This window comes from Flavobacterium sp. KBS0721 (assembly GCF_002007065.3).
Taxonomy (GTDB): Bacteria; Bacteroidota; Bacteroidia; order Flavobacteriales; family Flavobacteriaceae; genus Flavobacterium; species Flavobacterium piscis.
Genome location: NZ_CP042170.1, coordinates 2,583,682 through 2,605,423, shown reverse-complemented (window position 1 = coordinate 2,605,423; position 21,742 = coordinate 2,583,682). Strand labels below are relative to the sequence as shown.

Here is a 21,742-nt window from a genome sequence, read left to right as displayed (position 1 = left end):
TTATAAAATTTTGGCTCCTAAAAGTTACTCCCAATCGGGCATTGCCGTTCCTGAAAATAATACCACTCTGGAATTGACAACTCCCAAGGTTGTTTTTACACTATTTTTTACCGAAATACCATCATTAGAAGTATTGGTAAAAATTAATTCGGATTCGTTTGGAGAATATCTCACATCGAGATCGTTTGTACCTGCTGCTTTCTCTGTTGTAATTTGTGTAGCATTTCCGGATGCAAAACTGTATTCGAAAATTCTGGAATCTAACTGTCGGTAATTTGAACTTTCAAATCCTGAAACATCTCTGGTATAGATTATTTTTTGTCCTGTAATAGAGAAATTTAATCCGCCTACTGCCCCATTTTGACCCGAAAGAATGGTCGCTATCACCACTCCTGAAGGATTAATTACATAAACTTCAACATTATATCCATTGGCATCATTTACTTTTAAAGCGATTTTTGATCCATCTGCACTCCAGTCACACTCTGATATAAATTTGCCATTTGGTGTCTGGAATATCTTGGTTAAACCGCTTCCGTCGTTATTGATTTTATATAATTTATCGAAATTAGGATAAATAAGTTCACTTCCTGAAGCATTCCAGGAATAACCTATATAATCTGAATTGAATCCGGCAATAGGCACTGAACTTGTTAACTTTTTAATTCCCGTTCCGTCATAATTCATGGTATAAAGATCATTTTGAGAACCATTTGTTCCTATAAAGGCAATTTTCTTTACCAGATTATTTCTTCTTGGGCGCCAGTAATTTCTGTCTGAACTGGTTAGTTTATATTGTTTTCCACTATCATCGGCAGTAAAAATTACATTATTATCATTGATATTTTTGACAAACAAATATCGTGTTGCCGGAAAAGCAATTGTGGTAAATGTATTTACGGCGCTTAAAACTGGAGTATTTACCCCATCTGTAACTTCGATTTGCCAGTAGTATTTTGCTCCAAAAATTAAATCTGTCAATGTAAGTTTGTTCGCTTTTATAGCATCATAAACTTTTACCTCGCTGTTACTGTCGTTTCTAAGGGTTATCTTAAAAATCAATTCATCTTTATCCGGATCTGTAGCTGTCCAGGTCAAGTCTAATGTTACTGCCTGAGCTGTACTGTTATCAACCGGACTTACTAATACGGGAACTGTTGGCGGCTTATTATTGGCTGATGCTTTTTTGACTTCAAAAACCACTTGTGATGTATTGTTTGCTGTAACCGTTGCAGCTTCGAATTTTGCTATAAAACCCTCTTTTTGTGCCTGAAAAGAGTATTCACCCACTTTTACATTCGAAACTGTAAATTTACCATCAGCATCTGTAAAAACAGTACTTGTTGTGGGGCTTGAGAGGATTTTTACATTTTCCATTGGTTCAAAAGTATCTGCATTAACCACTCTTCCGGTGACAGTACCAAAAGCAGATTCTCCTATTTTTTCTTCACTACATGAAACCAAAAACAATAAAAAAAGTACACTTGTTATTTTATATAAATACTTCATTATTAATTTGTTTTTAAGTTACTAAACTTAATCGTTATTTTTTTAATTCTGATTTTCAGAGCATCTTATTTTTTCTTTTTCCCAAAATAATAAGTAAGTCCTAACCCGAATTTGTAGTAGTAATCGTCACGGGTTCCGGCTTTTATATAATCGACATTATCACTAAAATTAATATTTTGCTCTCCAAACAATTTGATTCCAATTTTGTCTGAAACGAGATATTCAAGACCTAAACCGTATTGAATTTTACCATAAGCATTCTCGAATTTCCTGTTTGTTGCATATCCGCCGCCTCCGTAGAGATAAGGTGTAAAACGATCTTTGGGAAGTAAAATCCATTCGAGATTAAGATCATAAGTGATATAACCAACGTCGAGTAAATTTTTATTGGCGAGATTAACCACGTTTGTAGAAGCGCTTATATTAAAACCTGGAGTGATAAAAAATTTCAAGGCTCCACGTCCAAAAGGCCGTAAAAGCGGATCTTGGTAATCGCCATCCATAAGAGTTGCACCGCCCGAAATTTCAATGGCAAATTTACTCCTTCTATTTTCTAATTCTCTTCCGTAAAGTGCGGTTACATCAGCGGTTTTGGTTTCTTCGGCATATACTTTTAGTAGATTATCAACTTCAAATTTTGGTGCATCTGCTTCCCAAATATTATCTTTTATTCCTTCTAAAACCAATGATTCTACCGCTTTTTCGATTGCTTCGGTTACCGCCATATGTACGGGTTCATTGGTGGTATATCCGGTTTCGACTTCTAATAATCTTTTAAAATTTACATATCGAAATAAACTTTCATCAATTGCCTGAGAGAGAATAGTTTTTGAGATATAAACTGATTTTAAAATTTTTCCGTTTGAGGTTGAAATCATTCTCAAATAAATGGTAACACGATCCTGACGGTATTTTACAGAAGCTCCGGCTCCAAAATACCGCGCTCCAAAACCTCCGGTAATAATATTAGAATCATACGAAACGATTCCTCCTTCTAATAAAACACCGGCATATAATAAAGGAGTTAATTGAGGTTCGTTTGGATTGGCATTTTTTACGTATTCCTGACGCGTGGCCCGAATCAGGTTTCGTTCCTGAAGTAAATTACCAATATTTTCACGCTCAATTGGAATAAACCATTTAGAATCTTCCAGCGCTTTTATCAATATTGAAGTGGCGCCCTGAGTAACGGCGGTACTAAAACTGCTTCCGTTTTCCTGTGGTTTATATTGTCCGGTCTGGTCTCTGAATTTATAAACACCCACGACAACTTGCTCTTTTGGTTTTGGCAGATCTTTTAATAATGAAGTCGCAGGAGTTCCTTCTCCTAAAACTGCTTTTTGAACGCCGGTTGGCTGATTGTAATAAGCACCGCAACCCGAAAAAAGTAATCCGGATACTATAAATAAGTAGTGATGTAATCTCATGTTATTGATTTGGGATAATTACTTGAGTTTGTTCGCCGGTATTGGTATCTAAAATATTTAGAGTAAGTCCGTCTGCAGATGGGTAAACATCTACTGAATAGCTCCCAAAAGTATAGGAACCTTCTTTTATACCATCAGTACCAAATTGCTGTTTGTATAGCGTACTTGAAATCTGACTTAATAACTGCGAATTTAAATTGGCTTTAAATCGCTCTAAGTCAGTTTGTGTTTTGGTTTCGGCTGTTTTATCTTTTTGCTTATTCTGAGCTTCGGCACTGCTCAAAAGCCATTGATAGTTAAAGGTATCTCCTCCAAAAGCCGGATTGACTGGTTTATAAACTAATGCCTGAGCATTTATAAACGGAGAAATAAGCAGGAATGCTGCCAGGGTGATTATAAATTTCATGTCGTTAATAATAAAATTAATACTGAGTGAAATACTTGCGCTCTTTTTCTTTTTCTTTCAGGTAAGTGAAGGTGGCATTTACAGATTCTTCTGCAACTGCATCCAAAAATTCATCATCTGGTCTTGCCAGAAACTCATAAACAACTTCATTGTCGATACTTATGGTTATGGATGTATTTCTTGCAAAACTATATTCTTCACCTATTGTGACTATTTTTTCAGCGTTGATTCCAATATCATTGTATTTGTAATAATACCTGTCGTAAAAATCTTTTCCCATTTTGGTTTTGGTATCGTCCGTAATAATTCCTCTTAACACAAATCCGTCAACAGGCAATACAAGAACTTCTACATCTTTTTTTTTTCTTCACCCAAAACCACACGATCCTTTGCTATTATTTGTTTGTCTTCATCATAAAACAATAATAGTACAACTACCTCATCGTCTTCAGAAATATTAATCTGAGAAGTAGATAATTTTTGTTTTTCGTTTGGCTGTAAGGTAAAAACACCAACCTGGTCATTATTAGACTGATTATTACTTTTATTATTATTTTTTATAACAGACATTCTGTAGGCAGCTCCTCTGAGGACATCAGTAAGATTTTCTGCCGTACCGGTAATTTTTACATTACCCTCTACTTTTTCAATTTCCAGTTTTGCTTTTATTTTGTCTTGGGGGACCTGACCATATATTATGGCAGTAAAAACAAGAAATACGAAAGTAATATGTCGATATAAAAAACGCATCTTTAAATTTATTTATTAATAAGAATTACTGAAGCGCCATTTCCTGTCTGGGTAATTTTCATATTTTTCGACAGCGAATTGGTTCCAATGCTTTGAATGTTTTGATTGTCTCCTTTTTGGATCATTTCCATATTTACATTATAATTGGTATGCAATGTAAAATCATAAATTTTATTATTATTCCCTTGTTGAATAATGTTTTGGGTCAATGTTTTAGCACTTTTATCCAAAAACAATTCATTGCGGTCTCCGTTTTGATCTACAGCAACTTTTGTTTCATTTGATTTTAAAAATGCTCTCACTTTATTTAAATCGCCAATTTGCTGGATTTGAATTCCGGACTGAATTTTAGAATTTAAATTATTCTGTGCTTTTTTATCCATACTCGAAACCACACTAAAAGCTTTTTCTTTAGAATTAAAAACAGAAGAGCTGTATGGTTTAAAATCTGAATTATCCTCTTTTTCCTGAGCGTAAAATACAGGAGAAAAAAGCAAAAGCACTACAATATTTACAATGAAAGTTTTCATCTTTATTGATTTAGATTAAAAAATGAGATAGTCACGTTCTATGACTATCTCATTTTCATTTTCATAAATTACATACCTGATTGGGTAACTGTAATTGTGTTCATGTTTCCAAGTGAAAATGCAACACTAGCATGAGATGCACCAGTTTGAGTCACAGTTGCAGTATTTTTGTTTCCAATTTGCAATGTGCTTTCTTTCAATTTAGTACCATCTTGTGTAGTTGTAGCTTTATTTTCTTCACCATATTGATAGTGGTATGATTTGTTACCATCTGCTACAGCTGTACCTGCCGGAGCTTTTTGAGTTTGCCAAGATTGGTTTTTAACACCACCCTGAGTAGCATACGCATAATTACCATCACCATTTTGAGTTTGTGTAGCCTCATTAGTATTATGAGGAGCAAATGGTACACTTACTGCATTAACAGCTGCCAATTGAGCTGCATTGAAAGGAGCTCCGGTTGGTTTTTCATTTCCAGTTGTTCCTTGGTCAATAATAGCTTCATTGTGTTTTCCTGTTTGTACCTGAGTTGCTTTATCAAATCCTCCTAATGCTGATGCTGGAGCAGCAATTTGATCTTGCCAGATTGTTGCTTTATTCCAGTCTCCTGTTTGAGTTTGATACGCTTTGTTATCATGGTTACTTTGAGAAGCAAAAGCGGTGTTGTTGTTACCTTTTTGTTTTACATCTGCAGCATTGTTTTTAGCATTGTAAACGCCAGGCTGAATTCCCTGATAAACCTCTGATTTGTTCGAATCTCCTAATTGATCGATTTTGGAATCATTTGTTCCTCCATTTTGATTTACGATACCAGTGTCAGAGTTTCCTACCTGATTCACTGATGAAGTGTTTCCCTGTGCAATTGCTGCAGCCCCTACAAATAGCATCGCTGAGATGCTTAAAATTACTTTTTTCATAATAGATATATTTAATTGGTTATTAATACAACTTATTATGTAGGTCAGTGTGATTTGGGGGAAATCAAGCCATCAAAAAGCATCATTCGAAAATAAAATCAAAAGACTTATTTTCTTTCTTCCTGACCAAAATTAGAAAACTTCCTGAAAATCAAATCAAGTATAAATACCTATTTTACAATATGATAACTACTTTTCGATGAAATGTAAAACTATCTCGATGAACTACTGAAATCCAAAAAAACATAAGTAGGAAATTACATAATTATTACAATTTCCTTACATTTACACCCTCAGATATGCTAAAAACAATGTTGATCTTCCTTTATTTTAACATTAAAACAAAAAAAAGCCCATCGTAATTCGATGGGCTTAATAGATTTGTTACATTACTATTATTTGATAAACAGTAGCTCTCTATACTTGGTTAATGTCCAGCTTTCGTCGTCCACAAGCAGTTCTAATTTGTCACAATGATTACGAATATCTTCAAAATAAGGTTTTACTTTATTACAATATGCTTCGGCCATTTTTTGTGCATCGGTCAAATGATTGGCCGTTCTTCTTTCGTCTGTCATCGCCAATACTTTAGAATTAATGCCTTCTATATGACCAGAAATTTCTTTAATTAAAACAATTTGTTCTTTTGCAATTGTTTCAAATTCTTTTCCGAAGATTTCTTTTAATCCTTTTACATTCTCTATTAATGTGTTTTGGTAACGAATTGCTGTTGGAATAACGTGGTTTCTTGCAATATCTCCCAAAACTCGTCCTTCGATCTGGATTTTTTTGGTGTATTCTTCCAATTCTATTTCGTAACGCGCTTCAGCTTCAACATGATTTAAAATTCCTAATTCAGAAAATAAGTCTAATGCCTGTTTAGAAACTTTAGCTTTAATTGCTTCCGGAGTAGTTTTAAAATTACTTAAACCTCTTTTTGCTGCTTCTTTTTCCCAACTGTCACTATATCCGTCACCTTCAAAAAGTATTTTTTTAGATTGTTTGATGTATTCTCGTAAAACATTAAAAATAGCATCATCTTTTTTCATGTCTTTCGACTCGATCAAAGTATCTACTTCTATTTTAAAGTCTTTAAGTTGTTTAGCCACAATCGCATTAAGCGTTGTCATTGAATTCGAACAATTCGAATTAGATCCTACAGCTCTAAACTCAAATTTATTTCCTGTAAAGGCAAAAGGAGATGTTCTGTTTCTGTCTGTATTGTCTAAAAGAACATCTGGAATTTTCCCTACTACATTTAGTTTTAAATCTGTTTTTTCTTCAGGTGATAATTTTCCTGTCGTTACACTTTCTAACTCAGATAAAACCTTTGTTAATTGCGCTCCAATAAAAACCGAAATAATAGCCGGCGGTGCTTCATTTGCCCCTAGCCTGTGATCGTTACTTGCTGTTGCGATCGACGCTCTTAATAAAGTTTCATAATCGTTAACCGCTTTTATGGTATTAATAAAAAATGTCAAAAACTGTAAATTGCTCATTGGCGTTTTACTCGGACTCAATAAATTAACTCCCGTATCAGTTGCCAGTGACCAGTTGTTGTGTTTTCCGGAACCGTTTACACCTTTAAAAGGTTTTTCGTGAAATAACACTTTAAAATCATGACGTTCTGCCACTCTTTGCATCACATCCATCAATAAAGAGTTGTGATCTACGGCAAGATTGGTTTCTTCAAAAATTGGTGCCAGCTCAAACTGATTTGGTGCCACTTCGTTATGACGTGTTTTTACCGGAATTCCCAATAGCATACATTCCTGCTCTAAATCTCTCATGTACGTTAAAGCACGCGTTGGGATAGACCCGAAATAATGATCGTCTAATTGTTGTCCTTTTGCAGAGGTATGTCCTAATAAAGTTCTCCCAGTCATCATTAAATCCGGACGTGAATTTGCCAATGCTTTATCAATCAAAAAATATTCCTGTTCCCAACCTAAAGTTGCCGTTACCTTTTTTACGTTTTTATCAAAATATCGACATACTTCTGTCGCTGCCTCATCAATTGCAGATAATGCTCTCAATAAAGGTATCTTATTATCTAAAGCTTCTCCTGTATAAGCGATAAATACAGTTGGAATACATAAAGTTGTTCCGTAAATAAAAGCTGGAGATGTTGGATCCCAGGCTGTATATCCTCTTGCTTCAAATGTATTTCTGATTCCGCCATTCGGGAAACTTGATGCATCCGGTTCTTGTTGTACCAGTTGTGCACCGCCAAATTTCTCTACAGGATCGCTTCCATCATACGAAACTTCAAAAAAAGCATCGTGTTTTTCTGCTGTTGTTCCTGTAAGAGGCTGAAACCAGTGTGTATAATGTGTAACTCCTTTAGATAATGCCCATTCTTTCATTCCCATAGCAATATAATCTGCCAGTTTTCTGTCAATTTTAGTTCCGTGCTGCACCGCATCTCTAACTCCTTTTAAAGCATCAGAAGTTAAAAATTGCTTCATTGCTTTTTCATTGAACACATTTGCGCCAAAAATGTTAGATTTTCTGTCTATTTCTTCAAAATGTACTGGCTTTCTTGTAGAAGCATCTCTTAAAGCCTGGAAACGTAATGTTGACATGTATAATAAGTTTAAAATTTGTAATAATTTTTACTAAAAAAAGAGCAACAAATATAAACAAATAAAAAGCCTGTTTATAAGATAAATTTGAGATTTTTGTTCAACGATTTTTCAACGTAAGACGCTTTTTTCAAAGAATAATGAATTTGATTTGAAGAAATGTAACAAAATACTTCAGTATTATTCATTAAATAAACATTTTTTCATAATTCCTTAACCCTGATTTGTAAAAAACGAGTGTAATTTTTACGAATTTATTTTTTAATAGTGTTAAAAATTGCTTTTTTAAAAATATACCCCTCAGAAAATTGCGCTTATCCAAAAAATAATAGCGAGCTAAACAAAACAGCCCCCTAATTTTTACGGCTAAAAAAATAAATCTATATTTGACCCAACGAAAAAAACAAAAAAATTAATTTATATTATTATGGCTAAAATTAAGTTAGAGTACATTTGGTTAGATGGATATGAACCAACTCAAAATCTTAGAAGTAAAACTAAAGTTGAAGAGCATGAAAATTTCAAAGGAACATTAGAAGAACTTGGAAACTGGTCATTTGATGGTTCATCAACAAAACAAGCCGAAGGCGGATCTTCAGACTGTCTATTAGTACCAGTTGCAATTTATCCAGATCCAACTCGTATCAACGGATATATCGTAATGTCTGAAGTTATGTATGCTGATGGAACTCCACACCCTTCTAACGGTAGAGCTACAATTGATGATGATAATGATGATTTTTGGTTTGGTTTCGAACAAGAGTATTTCATCATGGATACTAAAACTTTATTGCCATTAGGTTTCCCTGTTGGAGGATATCCTGCTCCACAAGGTATGTACTACTGCTCTGTAGGTGGAAAAAACACTCACGGAAGAAAATTAGTAGAAGAACATGCTGACTTATGTATCGCTGCCGGACTTAACTTTGAAGGTATCAACCAAGAGGTGGCTTGCGGACAATGGGAATTCCAATTATTCGCTAAAGGTGCTAAAAAAGCCGGAGACGAAATTTGGGTTGCTCGTTACTTACTAGATCGTTTGACTGAAAAATATGGTTACTATATAGAATACCACCCAAAACCACTTGGAGATACTGACTGGAATGGCTCTGGTATGCATGCTAACTTCTCTAACGAAGTATTAAGAACATGCGGTTCTAAAGAAACTTACGAAAAAATATGTGAAGCTTTCCGTCCTGTTGTTGCAGAACACATTGCAGTTTACGGAGCTTACAACGACCAACGTTTAACTGGTAAACACGAAACTGCTTCTATTCACGATTTCTCTTACGGAGTATCTGATAGAGGAGCTTCAATCAGAATTCCTTTGTATACAGTTCAAAAAGGCTGGAAAGGATATCTTGAAGACAGAAGACCAGCTTCAAACGGAGATCCATACAAAATTGCTGCAAGAATTATCAAAACTGTAAAATCAGCGCTATAATTCAAAGCTTAGATTATATCTTAAAAGTGCCATCGTAATTGTTGGCACTTTTTTTATTAATCATCATTTTGACAGTCACAAAACTTTGTCAAAGTTTAAAACTTTGACAAAGTTCTTATCTCACTCAAACCTCACTGCCACAAGAGTTAGGAGAGCGAAGTTTTATTCAGAATTTCAACATAAGTTTTCGATAATTAATTTTTAAGTTAAACTTCAAAAACTATCTTTGTAAATCATTTAAAAAAAGTATCATGATAGTCTGGATTTTGTTTTTATTAGCCGTCGTTTTTATTCTTGCTTTAGACTTGGGTGTTTTCAATAAAAATCCCCATATTATTAGTACCAAAGAAGCAAGTAAATGGACACTTATTTGGGTGACTTTATCTTTCCTGTTTTCAGGAGTAATTTACTGGCTTTACACTACAGATTACATTGCAAATCCCGACAATCTAAAACCCGCAGTAGCTTCTATGAAGTTTATTACCGGTTATTTGATCGAGCTTTCTTTAAGCGTTGATAATATCTTTGTCATTGCTATTATTTTCGCCTCATTCAAAATTCCGCAAAAATACCAACACCGCGTTTTATTCTGGGGAATCCTTGGTGCCGTAATCTTCCGTGGATTAATGATTTTCTTTGGCGTTATGCTCATCAATAAATTTGCGTGGACTACCTATGTATTTGGGCTTTTCCTGCTTTTTACTGCAATAAAAATGTTGTTCTCCGGAGAAGATGATGATTTCCAGCCCAAAGATTCTTTTGTATACAAAACATTAGGAAAAATTATTCCGATCACCGCCGAAATGGATGGTGAAAAGTTTTTCATTTCAACAAAAACTGCCAAAAGAGCTGCAACTCCATTATTTGTAGCCCTGATTGTTATTGAAGTTATGGACGTTCTTTTTGCCGTAGACAGCGTTCCTGCTATCTTAGCGATTACATCAGATCCATTTTTAGTATTCAGTTCTAATATTTTTGCTATTCTTGGACTACGTTCTATGTATTTCTTCCTGGCAAATATGCTGGCAAAATTCAGTTATTTAGAATATAGTCTGGTAGCCATTTTAGCCTTTGTTGGATTAAAAATGTTACTTCACGAATGGATTCATGTTCCAGAATGGGCTTCATTAGGATTTATTGCACTTTCCCTTTTAGTGGGGATTCTGGTTTCTCTTAAATTCGGAAAAGAAAAAGAACTTACTGATACTGATTTAGAACAGGAATAATATTCCCGAAACATATATTTATAAAAAAAGGAAATCTTTCGATTTCCTTTTTTTTACTCCTTGAACTAATAAAAATAAATATTATACTACAATTTAACAATTAAAAATAAGATAATACTTTTATATTCAATACATTTAGCTCATTATAAATTTTTAAAAGCCTTATCATGAGAAAAAATTACCTGTATCTCGTTTTATTATTATTTAGCACAATAATGTTTGGACAGAAAGTCACTTTAACGCCAACAGTTGTAAATGGATCAAACGTTAACAATGGACCTATTAACTTAGGTGGTTCAACTTCTTCAACAATATCTTTAAATGTTAAAGTAGAAACCCCCACAAATAGTCCAGATAATGGAACTATTAGTATCTATTATGAAAAAAGTCCTGCTTTGGGTGCTAACATAGCTAGAGGTGGTAACGGAGTATTTTTAAATTTTGGCGGAGGAAAAATTGGAATTATTAACTTCGTTATCTATCTAGATAGCGCAGACTTTAATACTTCAGGAGGTAATATATATGCCGAATACAAAAATTATGCTGGAGCAACTTACAAAAGTTCCAATATCGCTGTCATAAAAGATGGCACATCTCCACCTCCACCTCCATTACCTTACAAGTATATTGAAATAGTCCCTTATGGAGGAACTCCTATTTTACCTTTATTCCATGAATACTCTTATGTCGCATCTCAAGAATGGGTAAATAATGACGACCAAATAATACAATTAGGATCACCGTTTTACCAGGGCGTTGATTTAAGAGAAAAAACGACTTTTAATGATGGTAGTATTACATACAGTGGAAAAATAAATTACAATATAGTTAACTTCTTACCACAATTCGATAATCTATATGTAAATAATACAATCACGGGTAACCAATATTTAACAACTGGACAAGTCCCTGAGATGATTGTAGGCAATGAACCTACGGAAAGTCACACTATAAAAGCAACAGGGGGCGGACGCCAACGAGATCAATCCGTTAGAAACTCGTTAAAAAGCTATAACATCCAATGGCAATCGAGAATTAAATACCCTTCTACCTGGACCAATATGAGTGCTGTTTTTTTCTCAATGTATGGCTGGAGAGATATTTCAGGAGCTACACAAATGAATTACTTACCTCCTCAGACAAATACAGGAATGGAATATAGACGGTTAATATTAGAAGACCCAAATGATAAATCGAGCTATAGAAGATGTGCAGCAAGCAATGTTATTGAAATAATACCTTTAATAACTAATGCTACAAAGAATACAGTATGTTGTGATCAAACAGTAAGTTCAGATAATCTTGCAAGTCCATTAAATGGTGATTTTCATAACTTCTCATATTACCAATGGCTTGTCTCTCAAGACAATGTAAATTGGGATCCTATTCAAAATGGAACTACCCAAAATTATACCCCAACACCACTAATGGAAGATACACGCAGAACTCCTAGTTTCCAGATACAATATTACAGAAGAATCTTACTAGATTATGAGAAAAGTATAAATTATACAAGCAATACTGTACAAATTAATTTTGAACCTAGATCAAGCACAACAACTCAATCTATAAAAATATTTCCTAATCCCTCAACATCAATTATAAATATTGAAGACAGTCAACGCGCATTCCTTTTAGATCAAACCGTTGTAAGCATTGTTAACTTTACAGGAACTGAAGTAAATTCAAATAAATTTTCGCTAATAAATTCAAATTTAATTAGTGTAGATATTTCAAACTTAGTCCCTGGAACTTATTTTTTAACTGTAAAATCAAGGAATACTTATTCTCAAGCTACCTTAATAAAACAATAAATATATACCATAAAAAAAAGGAAATCTTACGATTTCCTTTTTTTTATATTTTCTCTAAATAATTAATTTAAATTTTTAACCTTACTGTCATCAATATTATATTTCTTAATTACGGCATTATAATCTGAATAATCTTCTTTGTTAACTGATTTTGAAGTACCTGTCGCAGAACCAGGAACAATAACAATTCTAAATGTCTGATGATCTAAAAAATCTGGAGTCAATTCCAAATCATAATTACCTTCGGCATAAATTATAAAATGTTGTTGACTAAATTCAAAATCATAACTTAATCTTCCTTGCGATGTATAGATAGTTTTGGGTATTTGCTCCCATATTGGAGCATTTGTTGCGGTAAGAAAACCAATTTGTCTGTAAATTAAAATAACATCGTCTTTATAAATTGCAGGATCTAGTACTTTATTAATATTAAATCCATCTTGAGCATTATAATCAAAACTAATATCGTTAAGTTGAAAAACTTCACTAATTGTATCGTAATCTACATCATCATCATTATTTGAACATCCCGAAAAGCTGAAAAGTCCAACAACTGCGAATAAGGTAAGTATCTTTTTCATAATTTTTTATTTTTTAAGTTATACATAAAGGTATTCCAAAAATCAAACCAAAAAAAGCTTTTTGAATGATTCCTTACTAAAAGTTGTATTATTTTTTTGCAACGACCTGATTTTTAAGCAAGATTTTATTAAAAAACAACACATGATAAGGTAGTGAGTTTTCCCAATAATCCCAAGTATGTGCTCCGGGACGTTCCGTATAATCGTGATCTACTTTATTATATACTAATCTTCGGTGTAATTCTCTGTTGGGTTCTATCAAAAAATCATCCACTCCGCAATCGATAATCAATGGTAGTTTATTGGCTTTTATTTTATCCAACATTCCCATTACGGCATATTTTGCATACATTTCTGAACTATCGCTTTTATCTCCAAAAACAGGCTGCATCAATTTTACTACCTGTGCCGAAGATTCACGATTGAGCATCGTACTCATATCTACCGCACCGCTCATACTTCCGGCAGCGCAAAACAATTCAGGGTGTTTGGCAGATAAGTATAATGCGCCATGACCTCCCATAGAAAGTCCTGTTATTACTCTTCCGTTTCTGTTGCTTATCGTTCTATAGGTTTTATCTACTTTTTGAACCACTTCCTGCGTGATAAAAGTCTCAAACTGACTTTCTTTATTTACAGGACTGTCCAAATAAAAGCTAAAAGTTTCACCTTCAGGCATTACAATAATAATATTATACTGATCAGATAAATTTTGAACTAGTTTTTTATTTGGTGTACTTTTCAGCCAATCACTAAAATGTCCGTAAGCACCATGCAACAAGTACATCACCGGAAATGCTGATTTGCTTTTTGCATACGAATTAGGTAGCACAACCGCCGCTTTGTAGGTTTTGCTCATGGCTGTACTGGCAACTTGTAAAGTATCTACTTTTGCGGCGTAACTCATTGAAGAAGCGCATAAAAGAACTGTAAATACTAGAATTCTAAAGTTTTTCATATTTATATTTTTTTCAATTTTGGGATTGTAAATATAGCTTTTTCCGAGTAAATTATATGAAAAATCCGACTGGTTTTTCAGCAACTTAATTATCTATTTGTTATATTTTTTTTACCACAGATAAAATTATTTTATGGATTATTTAAAATGTTTGCCACAAATTGCTCGAATTTTCACGAATAGGATTATGGATAATTTGTTGCGGAAAAAACAGCCACAGATTAAATGATTAAAATGATTTTTTTTAGCTACCAAAAGGCTACCAAAACCCGACCTAAGGAAACAAGCGAAGCAATTACATGAATTTTCACGAATTGTATTACGGATAATTTGTTGTAAAAAAAAAGACACAAATTAAAAAATCATTTTAATCTGTGGCAAAAAAAATATCAGCATCCACTTAATTCGTGGAAATTCGTGAAATTCGTGACAAAAAAATAGACACAGATTAAAAAATCATTTTAATCATTTAATCTGTGGCAAAAAAAAAAAAAAATCAGCGATAACCAGTTCAACCCGCTTAACCCGTGGCCCATTAAATTCTAAAACAAAAAAACCATTCGCCGCAACGAATGGTTTTATAAACATAAATTAGATTATTTCTTACCAGATTACTACTCGCAAACTATCTGGCTGATACATTTTATCTCCTTTTTTGACATTAAATGCTTTATGAAATTCAGGAATATTACTCAAAGGCCCATTCACCCTAAATTGTTCCGGCGAATGTACATCAGTCATAATTTGGTTAATTTTTGATTCGTCTCTTCTGTTGATCATCCAGGAATACGCATAGGCAAGGAAATAACGCTGCTCCGGAGTTAATCCGCTAATTTTTTCTTTGTTTTTAAATTGCGCTGTTTTCTGGAATGCCTCATAACCCATAATTACGCCGCCTAAATCAGCAATGTTTTCACCTTGAGTGGCATCTCCGTTTACATTTTTGCCCAATATTGTATATGCATTGTACTGATCTACTATTAATTTGGTTTTTGCTTTAAATTTTTTCAAATCTTCGGCTGTCCACCAATTGTTTAGGTTTCCTTTTTCGTCATATTGACTTCCCTGATCATCAAAACCATGCGTAATTTCATGCCCAAAGAAAGAACCTCCAATAATTCCGTACAAAATAGCATCGTCCGGCATACGTCCTTCATAACCCGGAACAATAATATTACAAGCCGGAATTACAATTTCGTTATTACTTGGGTTATAGTAGGCATTGTAAGTTTGTGGCTGCATCACCCATTCGTTTCTGTCTACCGGTTTCCCGTATTTATTGATCATGTATTTATAATCCCAAATATTGGCACTCATAACATTCCCACAATATGATTTTCGATCTATAGAAAGTGCACTCATATCTTTCCATTTATCAGGATATCCCAATTTCATGACCATTTTGCTTAACTTGAATAATGCTTTTTGCTTGGTAGGTTCGCTCATCCAATCCAGTTTTTTAATATGCGAAGCAAATACATCACGAATGTTGTTTCCAACCTCCAATAATTTTTCTTTAACTCCTTTTGGCATATAATCACTCACATACACCTGACCTATTAATTCTCCTAAAGAAGAATCTGTCTGTTCTACTACTCTTTTCCAACGTGGTTTTTGAGTTGTTACACCATTTAATGTTGTGGCATAAAACTTGAAATTTTCTTTTTCGATAGCGGCATTCAGATATGGAGCGTATGAACTTACAAGATTCCATTTCAAATACGTTTTCCAATCTTCGATCGAATATTTTTTAATCGTAGTATTTAGAGCTGTAAAGAATTCCGGCTGTCCTACTATTACAGTATCTGCTTTTGCAATACCTAAAATTGGCAATACTTTTTTCCAGTCGATGTCTGGTGTAAGTGAATTGAATTTTTCTACCGAAAGTTTGTTGTAATTTTTTATAGGATCACGAAGTGCTTCTAATTTTCGGGATGATTTTGCCAATTCGGTTTCGAGTTTCATAATCGTTGCAGCATTTTTCACCGCAACTGATTCTTCTTCTCCCGTAAATCGCATCATCGTTTTAAGATGTGCTACATAAGCCGCACGAATTTCTACATTTCGCTTGTCGGCATCGAGATAGTAATCCCGCTGTCTCATTCCTAAACCGCCTTGCCCAAAAAACAGCGCATATTTTGTACTGATTTTATCATCTTGAGAAACATAAAATGTAAACGCCGGATCTGCTCCTACAGTTTGCAAATGCGCAATGGTATTGATTAATCCAGAAACATCTTTAATTTCGTTGATTTTTTTGATCTCAGCATTTAACGGAGACAAACCTGCTTTTTCAATCGCAATGGTGTCCATTCCCGAAGCATAAAAATCACCTATTTTTTGTTTGTTGCTTCCTTTTGGTGCCGCTTCATCTTTGGCAGCGTTTTCGCAGATATTTTTAATTTGCCCGTTAATCGTATCCACCACAGTTCTCATGATTCCGTTACTGCTGTCTGTTTTCGCAATAGGATTTTTTTTGAACCAGCCATTATTGGCATAATTAAAAAAATCATCTGCCGGATTAATGGTGGTGTCGCGATTGGTAATCAAAGGATCTGAAAATGCGACTTCTTTTTTATTACAGCTAAAAAAAGTCATTCCGATAAGAAGGAATGTAGCAGGTTTAAATAAATTCATTCAGTTATAAATTTTGGTTGATGGATTAATTATTTACTTGTTATAATTTAAGCATAACAAGTATGTAAATATAATTTTTATAACAACAGATCGTAAAAAAAATTCGAATTTTAAAATCCAAAAAAAAGCTTCGACTACGCTCAGCTAGACATAATAAAAAAGTTTGCCACGAATTTCACAAATTAACACGAATTAATATTTTCATTTTACTTAGAAAAAATTAGTGCTAATTTGTGGAATTCGTGGCAAAAAATCTAAAGCTTCCTCCTATGGAATTAGCTAATAATTATTTTGTGTTCGTGACGGTATTGCGAAGCGCTTTTACCGGTATATTGTTTGAATGATTTACTGAAATGACTAAAGTTATTAAAACCGCTTTCGTAACACACTTCGTTTATGCTTATTGGTTTCTCGGCCAATAATTTTGATGCATGTACCAAACGATATTCGTTTACAAACTCTGTAAAGGTTTTATTCGAAATCTTCTTAAAATAACGGCAAAAAGATGGTGTCGTCATACTTACCAAACTCGAAACTTCGTCTATAGCGATCGATTCCTGAAAATGATCTTTTACGTAATTAAAAACAACATTAATACGATCATTATCCTGTGTTTGTAATTCTAACGAAAAACCATCAGCATTCAGCACAGTATATTCGTCAGAAGAATCTAATTCGTCTAAAACACTCAAAAGCGTTAGTAAGCGTTCAAACGGAAGCTGATTTTCCATCATCTCGATTTTCTTACCTATTCTTTTTTTAGTTTCTCCTCCAAAAGCAATTCCGGCTTTTGCCTGACTGAAAAGATTCTGAATCTTTTTCATTTCGGGAGCAACAAAAAAATCATTCCCTAAAAACTCAGGTTTGATATGAATAACGGTTTCATTAATGTTTCCCGTTTGTTCATTCGTAAAACCACAATGTGGCAAATTAGCACCTATAAGTATCAAACTACCATTCGTATAATAAGAAACATGGCTTCCTATTTGTCTTTTCCCTGCCCCACCATTTATATAAACCAACTCAATTTCTGGATGATAATGCCATAAATGAGCTTTACTATTGGTCTTTTCGGCGTGTTTTGTGTAAGTAAAAGAACTTCCGTATGAGTTTGATATCACTTCAAGAGCTGGGGCAATTGTCTTCATGATAATTCCTTTAAAAAATAATAGCAAATTTAACAAAAAGACCTAATATAATTTAAAAATTAACCTATAACGGTTTCGTAAATGAGAATTTTGCATAATAATCATTAAAAGTTAAATCATCAAATTATCGCATAAGATGATTTTTTTTAACGATCCGTATTTTTTTGGTGTTTTTTTTTCATAAATCGTATTTAGTAGTGTGATTTAATGCGCATACCTGATATTTGTAAGAATAATAGAACTTTTAACGAAATGTTAATTTTATTGAATAATTGAAAAATAATAGCCTAATTAACAAAAACACCAAATATAATTCAAAATTTAACCTATAACGGTTTCGTAAATGAGAATATAGCACATAAATTGGAAAACACAGTTGTGAAAAAAAAGCAATGCCCGGAGTAATTTAGCATCAGAAAATTAGAACAAACAATTAAAACGAATAGATATGAAAAAGATATTAAAATTAAGTTTAGTGATCGCAGTACTTTTTACAGGAATGAACACTTATGCAATTGATGGTAATGATAATGGTGCAGTTGATTTTAACCTTCATGTATTAAAGGCCAATGGAAAGCTAATTACATTTGCTTTAAACCAGGTTAAAAAAGCAAGCATAAGTATTTATGATAAAAACAATAGTTTAATCTATTCTGAAAATGCTTCTGGTAAAGACGGAATTTTAAGAACTTTTAGTTTAGAAGAACTTCCAGCAGGAACTTACTTCTTAGAAATTGAAGACAGTGTTAAAAAAGTAAGACACGAAATTACAATTAATGATAATACATCTGTATTGTCTACAAAAGCAGTTTCGTCAGCATATAAAGCAAATACAATTGCTCAAAATTCAAGCGTAGCAACACGCTAAAAAAGTTTATACTTCTCATAAAGTATAAAAATGAGGTTAGATAGTTAGTAAAGTTAAAAACATGATTGTTTTGAAACAGCTCTTTGTGGTTATTGAGCTGTTTTTTTTGTGCCATACTTTTTTTTGATTTGCCACAAAGGCACTAAGACGCAAAGTTTGTTTTTTTTTTATTTAACCGCAAAGAGCGCAAGGATATACGCAAAGTTCGCAAAGTTTTACATTTACAAAGCTTTGCGAACTTTGTGTTTTTTATAAAATCCTTTACATATAATCTTTGTGTTCTCTGTGGTAAAAAAACTTGCTACATGTTGAAATGAGAATTAAACACAAAGGACAATAAGAATTTCATCTGTGATCGCGCTCAAAAACACGGAGCTCACAAAGCTTTGTCAATATAAAGCTTAAGTTCCGAAGATACCGCGTTTGAAAATCACTCACAAAATAAACGAAATATTATTATGAAAAAGATGACCCTAGCCCCCGATAGTCCCGAAGCTTCGGGAGAAAATCCTTTTGTGTCCGCCGCGGCGGACACAAAAGATTGAAACGGATAGCGGGATTAGCTCCTGAAAAAAAGATTTGCTTTTTTCATAGATTGAAATGACAAAAATGAGCATAAAAAATCCGTTTTTTATCTGCGTTTTCGCTTTAGCGAATCCGTGTCATCCGCCTACCATCTCAACATTAATCCACAAAAATTTTGTAAGAAAAGCAGATCAGTTAATGTTATCTCATTTTAAACAAAACATTAAAAAATAATAACCAAATTAACAGAAACGATAAAAATAATTCAAACTTTAACCTATAACGGTTTCGTAAATGAGAATATAGCATCGAAATTGGAAAACAGAGTTGTGAAAAAACACATACATCCGAAGTAATTTAGCATCAGAGAATTAGAACTATTAATTTAAAACTAAATACCATGAAAAAGATTTTAAAATTAAGTTTAGTATGTGCGGTACTTTTTACTGGAATGAGTACTTATGCAATTGACGGGAATGAAGATTTTAATCTTCACGTATTAAAGAATAATGGAAAACTAATTACGTTTGCCCTTAATCAGGTAAAAAAAGCCCACTTAGCGATCTATGATCAAGAAGGAACTTTAATTTACTCTGAAAGTGCTTCAGGTAAAGATGGAATTTTGAGAACTTTTAGCTTAGAAGAATTTCCTGCGGGAACTTACTTCCTTGAAATTGAAGATAATGTAAAAAAAGTGAGACACGAAATTACAATAACAGATGATACAACTGTATTATCAAAAAAAGCAGTTTCATCAGTTTACAAAGCAGGTATTGCTGCTAAAAATACAGGCGTAGCAGTACGCTAAAAAGTTATACTGCATACAGTATAAAAATGAGGTTAGATAGTTAGTAAAGTTTAAAACGAGAAATTCGTTTTCAGAACAGCTCTTTGTGGTTATTGAGCTGTTTTTTTATGCCCAATTTTTAACTGAAATTTATTGCGGGTTTATTTTTCGAAAACTATTCTTAATAAATATAAAACTGTGATATTTAAACCATTAAAAAACAGGAACTAAAAAACATCCAAGAGCCCAGTAATTACGTACATAGTTCAGCCAAAGCACAGAAACATCTTTAATTCAGCAATTTACACATATAAAAAAGTGATTTTTTTGCATAAAATTAAATTTCAATTTGTAGTTTTGAGCGTTCCACAAACAGTAATTAACAATTAAAAAAAACATGACAAATTTTACCAAAATGGGCTTAGTTGTTGCCGTATTTTTAACAACAATCTTTACTTACGCAATGCATGGAAAAGGGGATTATATTTTGAATATAAAAACCGGAAACGGAAAAGTAATTAGTTTTACTTTGAACAACGCTGAGAAATCAGTTTTTTCTATCTACGACGAAAACCATAATTTAGTGTACACAGGAGCATCTGCGACAGATAAATTAGAGATTTCGAAAACTTTAAGTTTAGAGGCGTTTCCTGCCGGAACTTACACTTTAGAAGTAACCGAAAATGGTAAAGTTGCGAAACACGAAATTGCTGTTTCTGCTAAAAAATCAAAAACTATTAAGCTTGACGAATCAGTAAACGAAAGTCCTGGTTTCCGTCGTTAATTGTTTTTTACTTGAAATTGAAAAGCATCAGCTGTGGCTGATGCTTTTTTTTTACTCTAATATAATAAAACCTATCATATCTTGAGAGGTTTTTCTACTAGTAAAATCTAAAAAATCACTTTGTGTGCATGAGCTGGACCCTCGCACTAGCTGAGGCCTATGACGAATCTAAAACCTATACCGCCCAAATTAAGGTTTTAAATTATTTTGAGTTGGGTTGCGTTATCAGCGATATGATTAAAATTATGCATTCTCGCACTCGATCACGATATGCATAATGTTGCAGAAAAGAAAAAACAATCTATTAATGTAAGTTTGATTTTAGAAACTGTCTTGCAGCTGTTTCCTTTGGATGAAATGGAGTTTTTGGGTTGTGTTGGGGAGATGGTTGGTAAAAAGTCTTAAATATTTTTTTAATTTTAAAGTCGAAAGCTTTTGCTGGTACCGCTCGTAAAACTTAAAACTAAATACAAAAGCTATGGATTATAGTACCAAAGAACTTTTTTATTATTTAAATAAATCAATATCAAATAATGTAAGTTATAGAGAGTTATCAAATTTATGCTTAACATTATTTTGTACCTGTAGTATTTTACCCGAAAGGTTTGAAAAAGCAATTATTACTAAAGAAAAATTAGCACTACTATTTTCTAAAATAGCAAAAGAGAAAAATATTGTTTCTTACCCACCAACGGCTTCATTTTATGGGGCTTCATTTCATAACACTCATAATGAAGGACATTGGTTAGAGGTAATGGCAAGTGCATTGAAATTAGCAAGAGAACCTAATATAGAAGAAGCTAAAAGTTTATTAGTATAACTCTTCTGCTGGCGCGAGCGGGGGAA

At 33.3% G+C, this 21,742-nt stretch carries 19 protein-coding genes; 7 read left to right on the top strand and 12 right to left on the bottom strand.

The features are described from left to right. Window positions 1-24 precede the first annotated feature (24 nt). The 8 genes from B0M43_RS11445 to B0M43_RS11410 all read right to left on the bottom strand — a co-directional run bounded on the left by B0M43_RS11445 (window position 25) and on the right by B0M43_RS11410 (window position 8,124). The gene (locus tag B0M43_RS11445; RefSeq protein WP_078008258.1) at window positions 25-1,509 is read right to left on the bottom strand and encodes a carboxypeptidase regulatory-like domain-containing protein; all 1,485 of its coding nucleotides are present in this window, start codon (window positions 1,507-1,509) and stop codon (window positions 25-27) included. Between the two features lie 65 nt (window positions 1,510-1,574). Continuing rightward, window positions 1,575-2,936 (bottom strand): CsgG/HfaB family protein, encoded by a 1,362-nt coding sequence (locus B0M43_RS11440; RefSeq protein WP_078008259.1) that lies wholly within the window; start codon window positions 2,934-2,936, stop codon window positions 1,575-1,577. A gap of 1 nt (window position 2,937) precedes the next feature. Beyond that, window positions 2,938-3,342, bottom strand: coding sequence for a curli production assembly/transport component CsgF (locus tag B0M43_RS11435; RefSeq protein ID WP_065447723.1), 405 nt, complete (start codon window positions 3,340-3,342; stop codon window positions 2,938-2,940). Between the two features lie 16 nt (window positions 3,343-3,358). Further along, window positions 3,359-3,661 (bottom strand): curli production assembly/transport protein CsgE, encoded by a 303-nt coding sequence (locus B0M43_RS11430; RefSeq protein ID WP_262496244.1) that lies wholly within the window; start codon window positions 3,659-3,661, stop codon window positions 3,359-3,361. Between the two features lie 29 nt (window positions 3,662-3,690). Next, window positions 3,691-4,092, bottom strand: coding sequence for a hypothetical protein (locus B0M43_RS11425; protein WP_078008260.1), 402 nt, complete (start codon window positions 4,090-4,092; stop codon window positions 3,691-3,693). An 8-nt stretch (window positions 4,093-4,100) separates the two neighbouring features. Continuing rightward, the gene (locus tag B0M43_RS11420; RefSeq protein ID WP_078008261.1) at window positions 4,101-4,622 is read right to left on the bottom strand and encodes a hypothetical protein; all 522 of its coding nucleotides are present in this window, start codon (window positions 4,620-4,622) and stop codon (window positions 4,101-4,103) included. A 68-nt stretch (window positions 4,623-4,690) separates the two neighbouring features. Next, window positions 4,691-5,539, bottom strand: a complete 849-nt coding sequence (locus B0M43_RS11415) for a hypothetical protein (protein ID WP_078008262.1) — start codon at window positions 5,537-5,539, stop codon at window positions 4,691-4,693. Window positions 5,540-5,934: 395 nt separating this feature from the next. Further along, on the bottom strand, window positions 5,935-8,124 hold the full coding sequence (locus B0M43_RS11410; protein WP_065447719.1) for a glutamine synthetase III: 2,190 nt from the start codon (window positions 8,122-8,124) through the stop codon (window positions 5,935-5,937). 427 nt (window positions 8,125-8,551) lie between these two features. Between B0M43_RS11410 and B0M43_RS11405 the strand changes: the two genes are divergently transcribed. From B0M43_RS11405 to B0M43_RS11395, 3 genes are all read left to right on the top strand, one after another. Further along, the gene (locus B0M43_RS11405) at window positions 8,552-9,568 is read left to right on the top strand and encodes a glutamine synthetase beta-grasp domain-containing protein (RefSeq protein ID WP_065447718.1); all 1,017 of its coding nucleotides are present in this window, start codon (window positions 8,552-8,554) and stop codon (window positions 9,566-9,568) included. A gap of 251 nt (window positions 9,569-9,819) precedes the next feature. Further along, the gene (locus B0M43_RS11400) at window positions 9,820-10,794 is read left to right on the top strand and encodes a TerC family protein (protein ID WP_078008263.1); all 975 of its coding nucleotides are present in this window, start codon (window positions 9,820-9,822) and stop codon (window positions 10,792-10,794) included. Between the two features lie 167 nt (window positions 10,795-10,961). Further along, the gene (locus tag B0M43_RS11395; protein ID WP_078008264.1) at window positions 10,962-12,608 is read left to right on the top strand and encodes a T9SS type A sorting domain-containing protein; all 1,647 of its coding nucleotides are present in this window, start codon (window positions 10,962-10,964) and stop codon (window positions 12,606-12,608) included. Between the two features lie 62 nt (window positions 12,609-12,670). Here B0M43_RS11395 and B0M43_RS11390 read toward each other — a convergent pair whose 3' ends face one another. The 4 genes from B0M43_RS11390 to B0M43_RS11375 form a co-directional block, all read right to left on the bottom strand. Next, on the bottom strand, window positions 12,671-13,189 hold the full coding sequence (locus B0M43_RS11390) for a hypothetical protein (RefSeq protein WP_078008265.1): 519 nt from the start codon (window positions 13,187-13,189) through the stop codon (window positions 12,671-12,673). Between the two features lie 88 nt (window positions 13,190-13,277). After that, entirely contained in the window at window positions 13,278-14,147 is an 870-nt protein-coding gene (locus B0M43_RS11385; protein ID WP_065447715.1) for an alpha/beta hydrolase family protein, read from the bottom strand. A gap of 603 nt (window positions 14,148-14,750) precedes the next feature. Next, on the bottom strand, window positions 14,751-16,784 hold the full coding sequence (locus B0M43_RS11380; RefSeq protein ID WP_078008266.1) for a M13 family metallopeptidase: 2,034 nt from the start codon (window positions 16,782-16,784) through the stop codon (window positions 14,751-14,753). A gap of 275 nt (window positions 16,785-17,059) precedes the next feature. Beyond that, entirely contained in the window at window positions 17,060-17,932 is an 873-nt protein-coding gene (locus B0M43_RS11375) for an AraC family transcriptional regulator (protein ID WP_078008267.1), read from the bottom strand. A gap of 448 nt (window positions 17,933-18,380) precedes the next feature. Between B0M43_RS11375 and B0M43_RS11370 the strand changes: the two genes are divergently transcribed. The 4 genes from B0M43_RS11370 (at window position 18,381) to B0M43_RS11350 (ending at window position 21,716) form a co-directional block, all read left to right on the top strand. Further along, on the top strand, window positions 18,381-18,800 hold the full coding sequence (locus B0M43_RS11370) for a DUF3244 domain-containing protein (RefSeq protein ID WP_065447711.1): 420 nt from the start codon (window positions 18,381-18,383) through the stop codon (window positions 18,798-18,800). Window positions 18,801-19,725: 925 nt separating this feature from the next. Beyond that, complete coding sequence (locus B0M43_RS11365; RefSeq protein WP_078008268.1) at window positions 19,726-20,133, top strand: T9SS type A sorting domain-containing protein; 408 nt, start codon at window positions 19,726-19,728, stop codon at window positions 20,131-20,133. A gap of 376 nt (window positions 20,134-20,509) precedes the next feature. Next, window positions 20,510-20,896, top strand: a complete 387-nt coding sequence (locus tag B0M43_RS11360) for a secretion protein (RefSeq protein WP_078008269.1) — start codon at window positions 20,510-20,512, stop codon at window positions 20,894-20,896. A 478-nt stretch (window positions 20,897-21,374) separates the two neighbouring features. Beyond that, window positions 21,375-21,716: a hypothetical protein gene (locus B0M43_RS11350; protein ID WP_078008270.1), complete on the top strand. Its 342-nt coding sequence runs from the start codon at window positions 21,375-21,377 to the stop codon at window positions 21,714-21,716. Window positions 21,717-21,742 lie beyond the last annotated feature (26 nt).

Bases quoted from the DNA above. Each gene is read 5' to 3' on its own strand.
- B0M43_RS11420 (WP_078008261.1), bottom strand. From the start codon at position 4,622: ATGAAAACTTTCATTGTAAATATTGTAGTGCTTTTGCTTTTTTCTCCT.
- B0M43_RS11425 (WP_078008260.1), bottom strand. From the start codon at position 4,092: ATGCGTTTTTTATATCGACATATTACTTTCGTATTTCTTGTTTTTACT.
- B0M43_RS11410 (WP_065447719.1), bottom strand. From the start codon at position 8,124: ATGTCAACATTACGTTTCCAGGCTTTAAGAGATGCTTCTACAAGAAAG.
- B0M43_RS11390 (WP_078008265.1), bottom strand. From the start codon at position 13,189: ATGAAAAAGATACTTACCTTATTCGCAGTTGTTGGACTTTTCAGCTTT.
- B0M43_RS11435 (WP_065447723.1), bottom strand. From the start codon at position 3,342: ATGAAATTTATAATCACCCTGGCAGCATTCCTGCTTATTTCTCCGTTT.
- B0M43_RS11415 (WP_078008262.1), bottom strand. From the start codon at position 5,539: ATGAAAAAAGTAATTTTAAGCATCTCAGCGATGCTATTTGTAGGGGCT.
- B0M43_RS11400 (WP_078008263.1), top strand. From the start codon at position 9,820: ATGATAGTCTGGATTTTGTTTTTATTAGCCGTCGTTTTTATTCTTGCT.
- B0M43_RS11405 (WP_065447718.1), top strand. From the start codon at position 8,552: ATGGCTAAAATTAAGTTAGAGTACATTTGGTTAGATGGATATGAACCA.
- B0M43_RS11380 (WP_078008266.1), bottom strand. From the start codon at position 16,784: ATGAATTTATTTAAACCTGCTACATTCCTTCTTATCGGAATGACTTTT.
- B0M43_RS11350 (WP_078008270.1), top strand. From the start codon at position 21,375: ATGGATTATAGTACCAAAGAACTTTTTTATTATTTAAATAAATCAATA.
- B0M43_RS11440 (WP_078008259.1), bottom strand. From the start codon at position 2,936: ATGAGATTACATCACTACTTATTTATAGTATCCGGATTACTTTTTTCG.
- B0M43_RS11375 (WP_078008267.1), bottom strand. From the start codon at position 17,932: ATGAAGACAATTGCCCCAGCTCTTGAAGTGATATCAAACTCATACGGA.
- B0M43_RS11395 (WP_078008264.1), top strand. From the start codon at position 10,962: ATGAGAAAAAATTACCTGTATCTCGTTTTATTATTATTTAGCACAATA.
- B0M43_RS11385 (WP_065447715.1), bottom strand. From the start codon at position 14,147: ATGAAAAACTTTAGAATTCTAGTATTTACAGTTCTTTTATGCGCTTCT.
- B0M43_RS11360 (WP_078008269.1), top strand. From the start codon at position 20,510: ATGACAAATTTTACCAAAATGGGCTTAGTTGTTGCCGTATTTTTAACA.
- B0M43_RS11445 (WP_078008258.1), bottom strand. From the start codon at position 1,509: ATGAAGTATTTATATAAAATAACAAGTGTACTTTTTTTATTGTTTTTG.
- B0M43_RS11365 (WP_078008268.1), top strand. From the start codon at position 19,726: ATGAAAAAGATTTTAAAATTAAGTTTAGTATGTGCGGTACTTTTTACT.
- B0M43_RS11370 (WP_065447711.1), top strand. From the start codon at position 18,381: ATGAAAAAGATATTAAAATTAAGTTTAGTGATCGCAGTACTTTTTACA.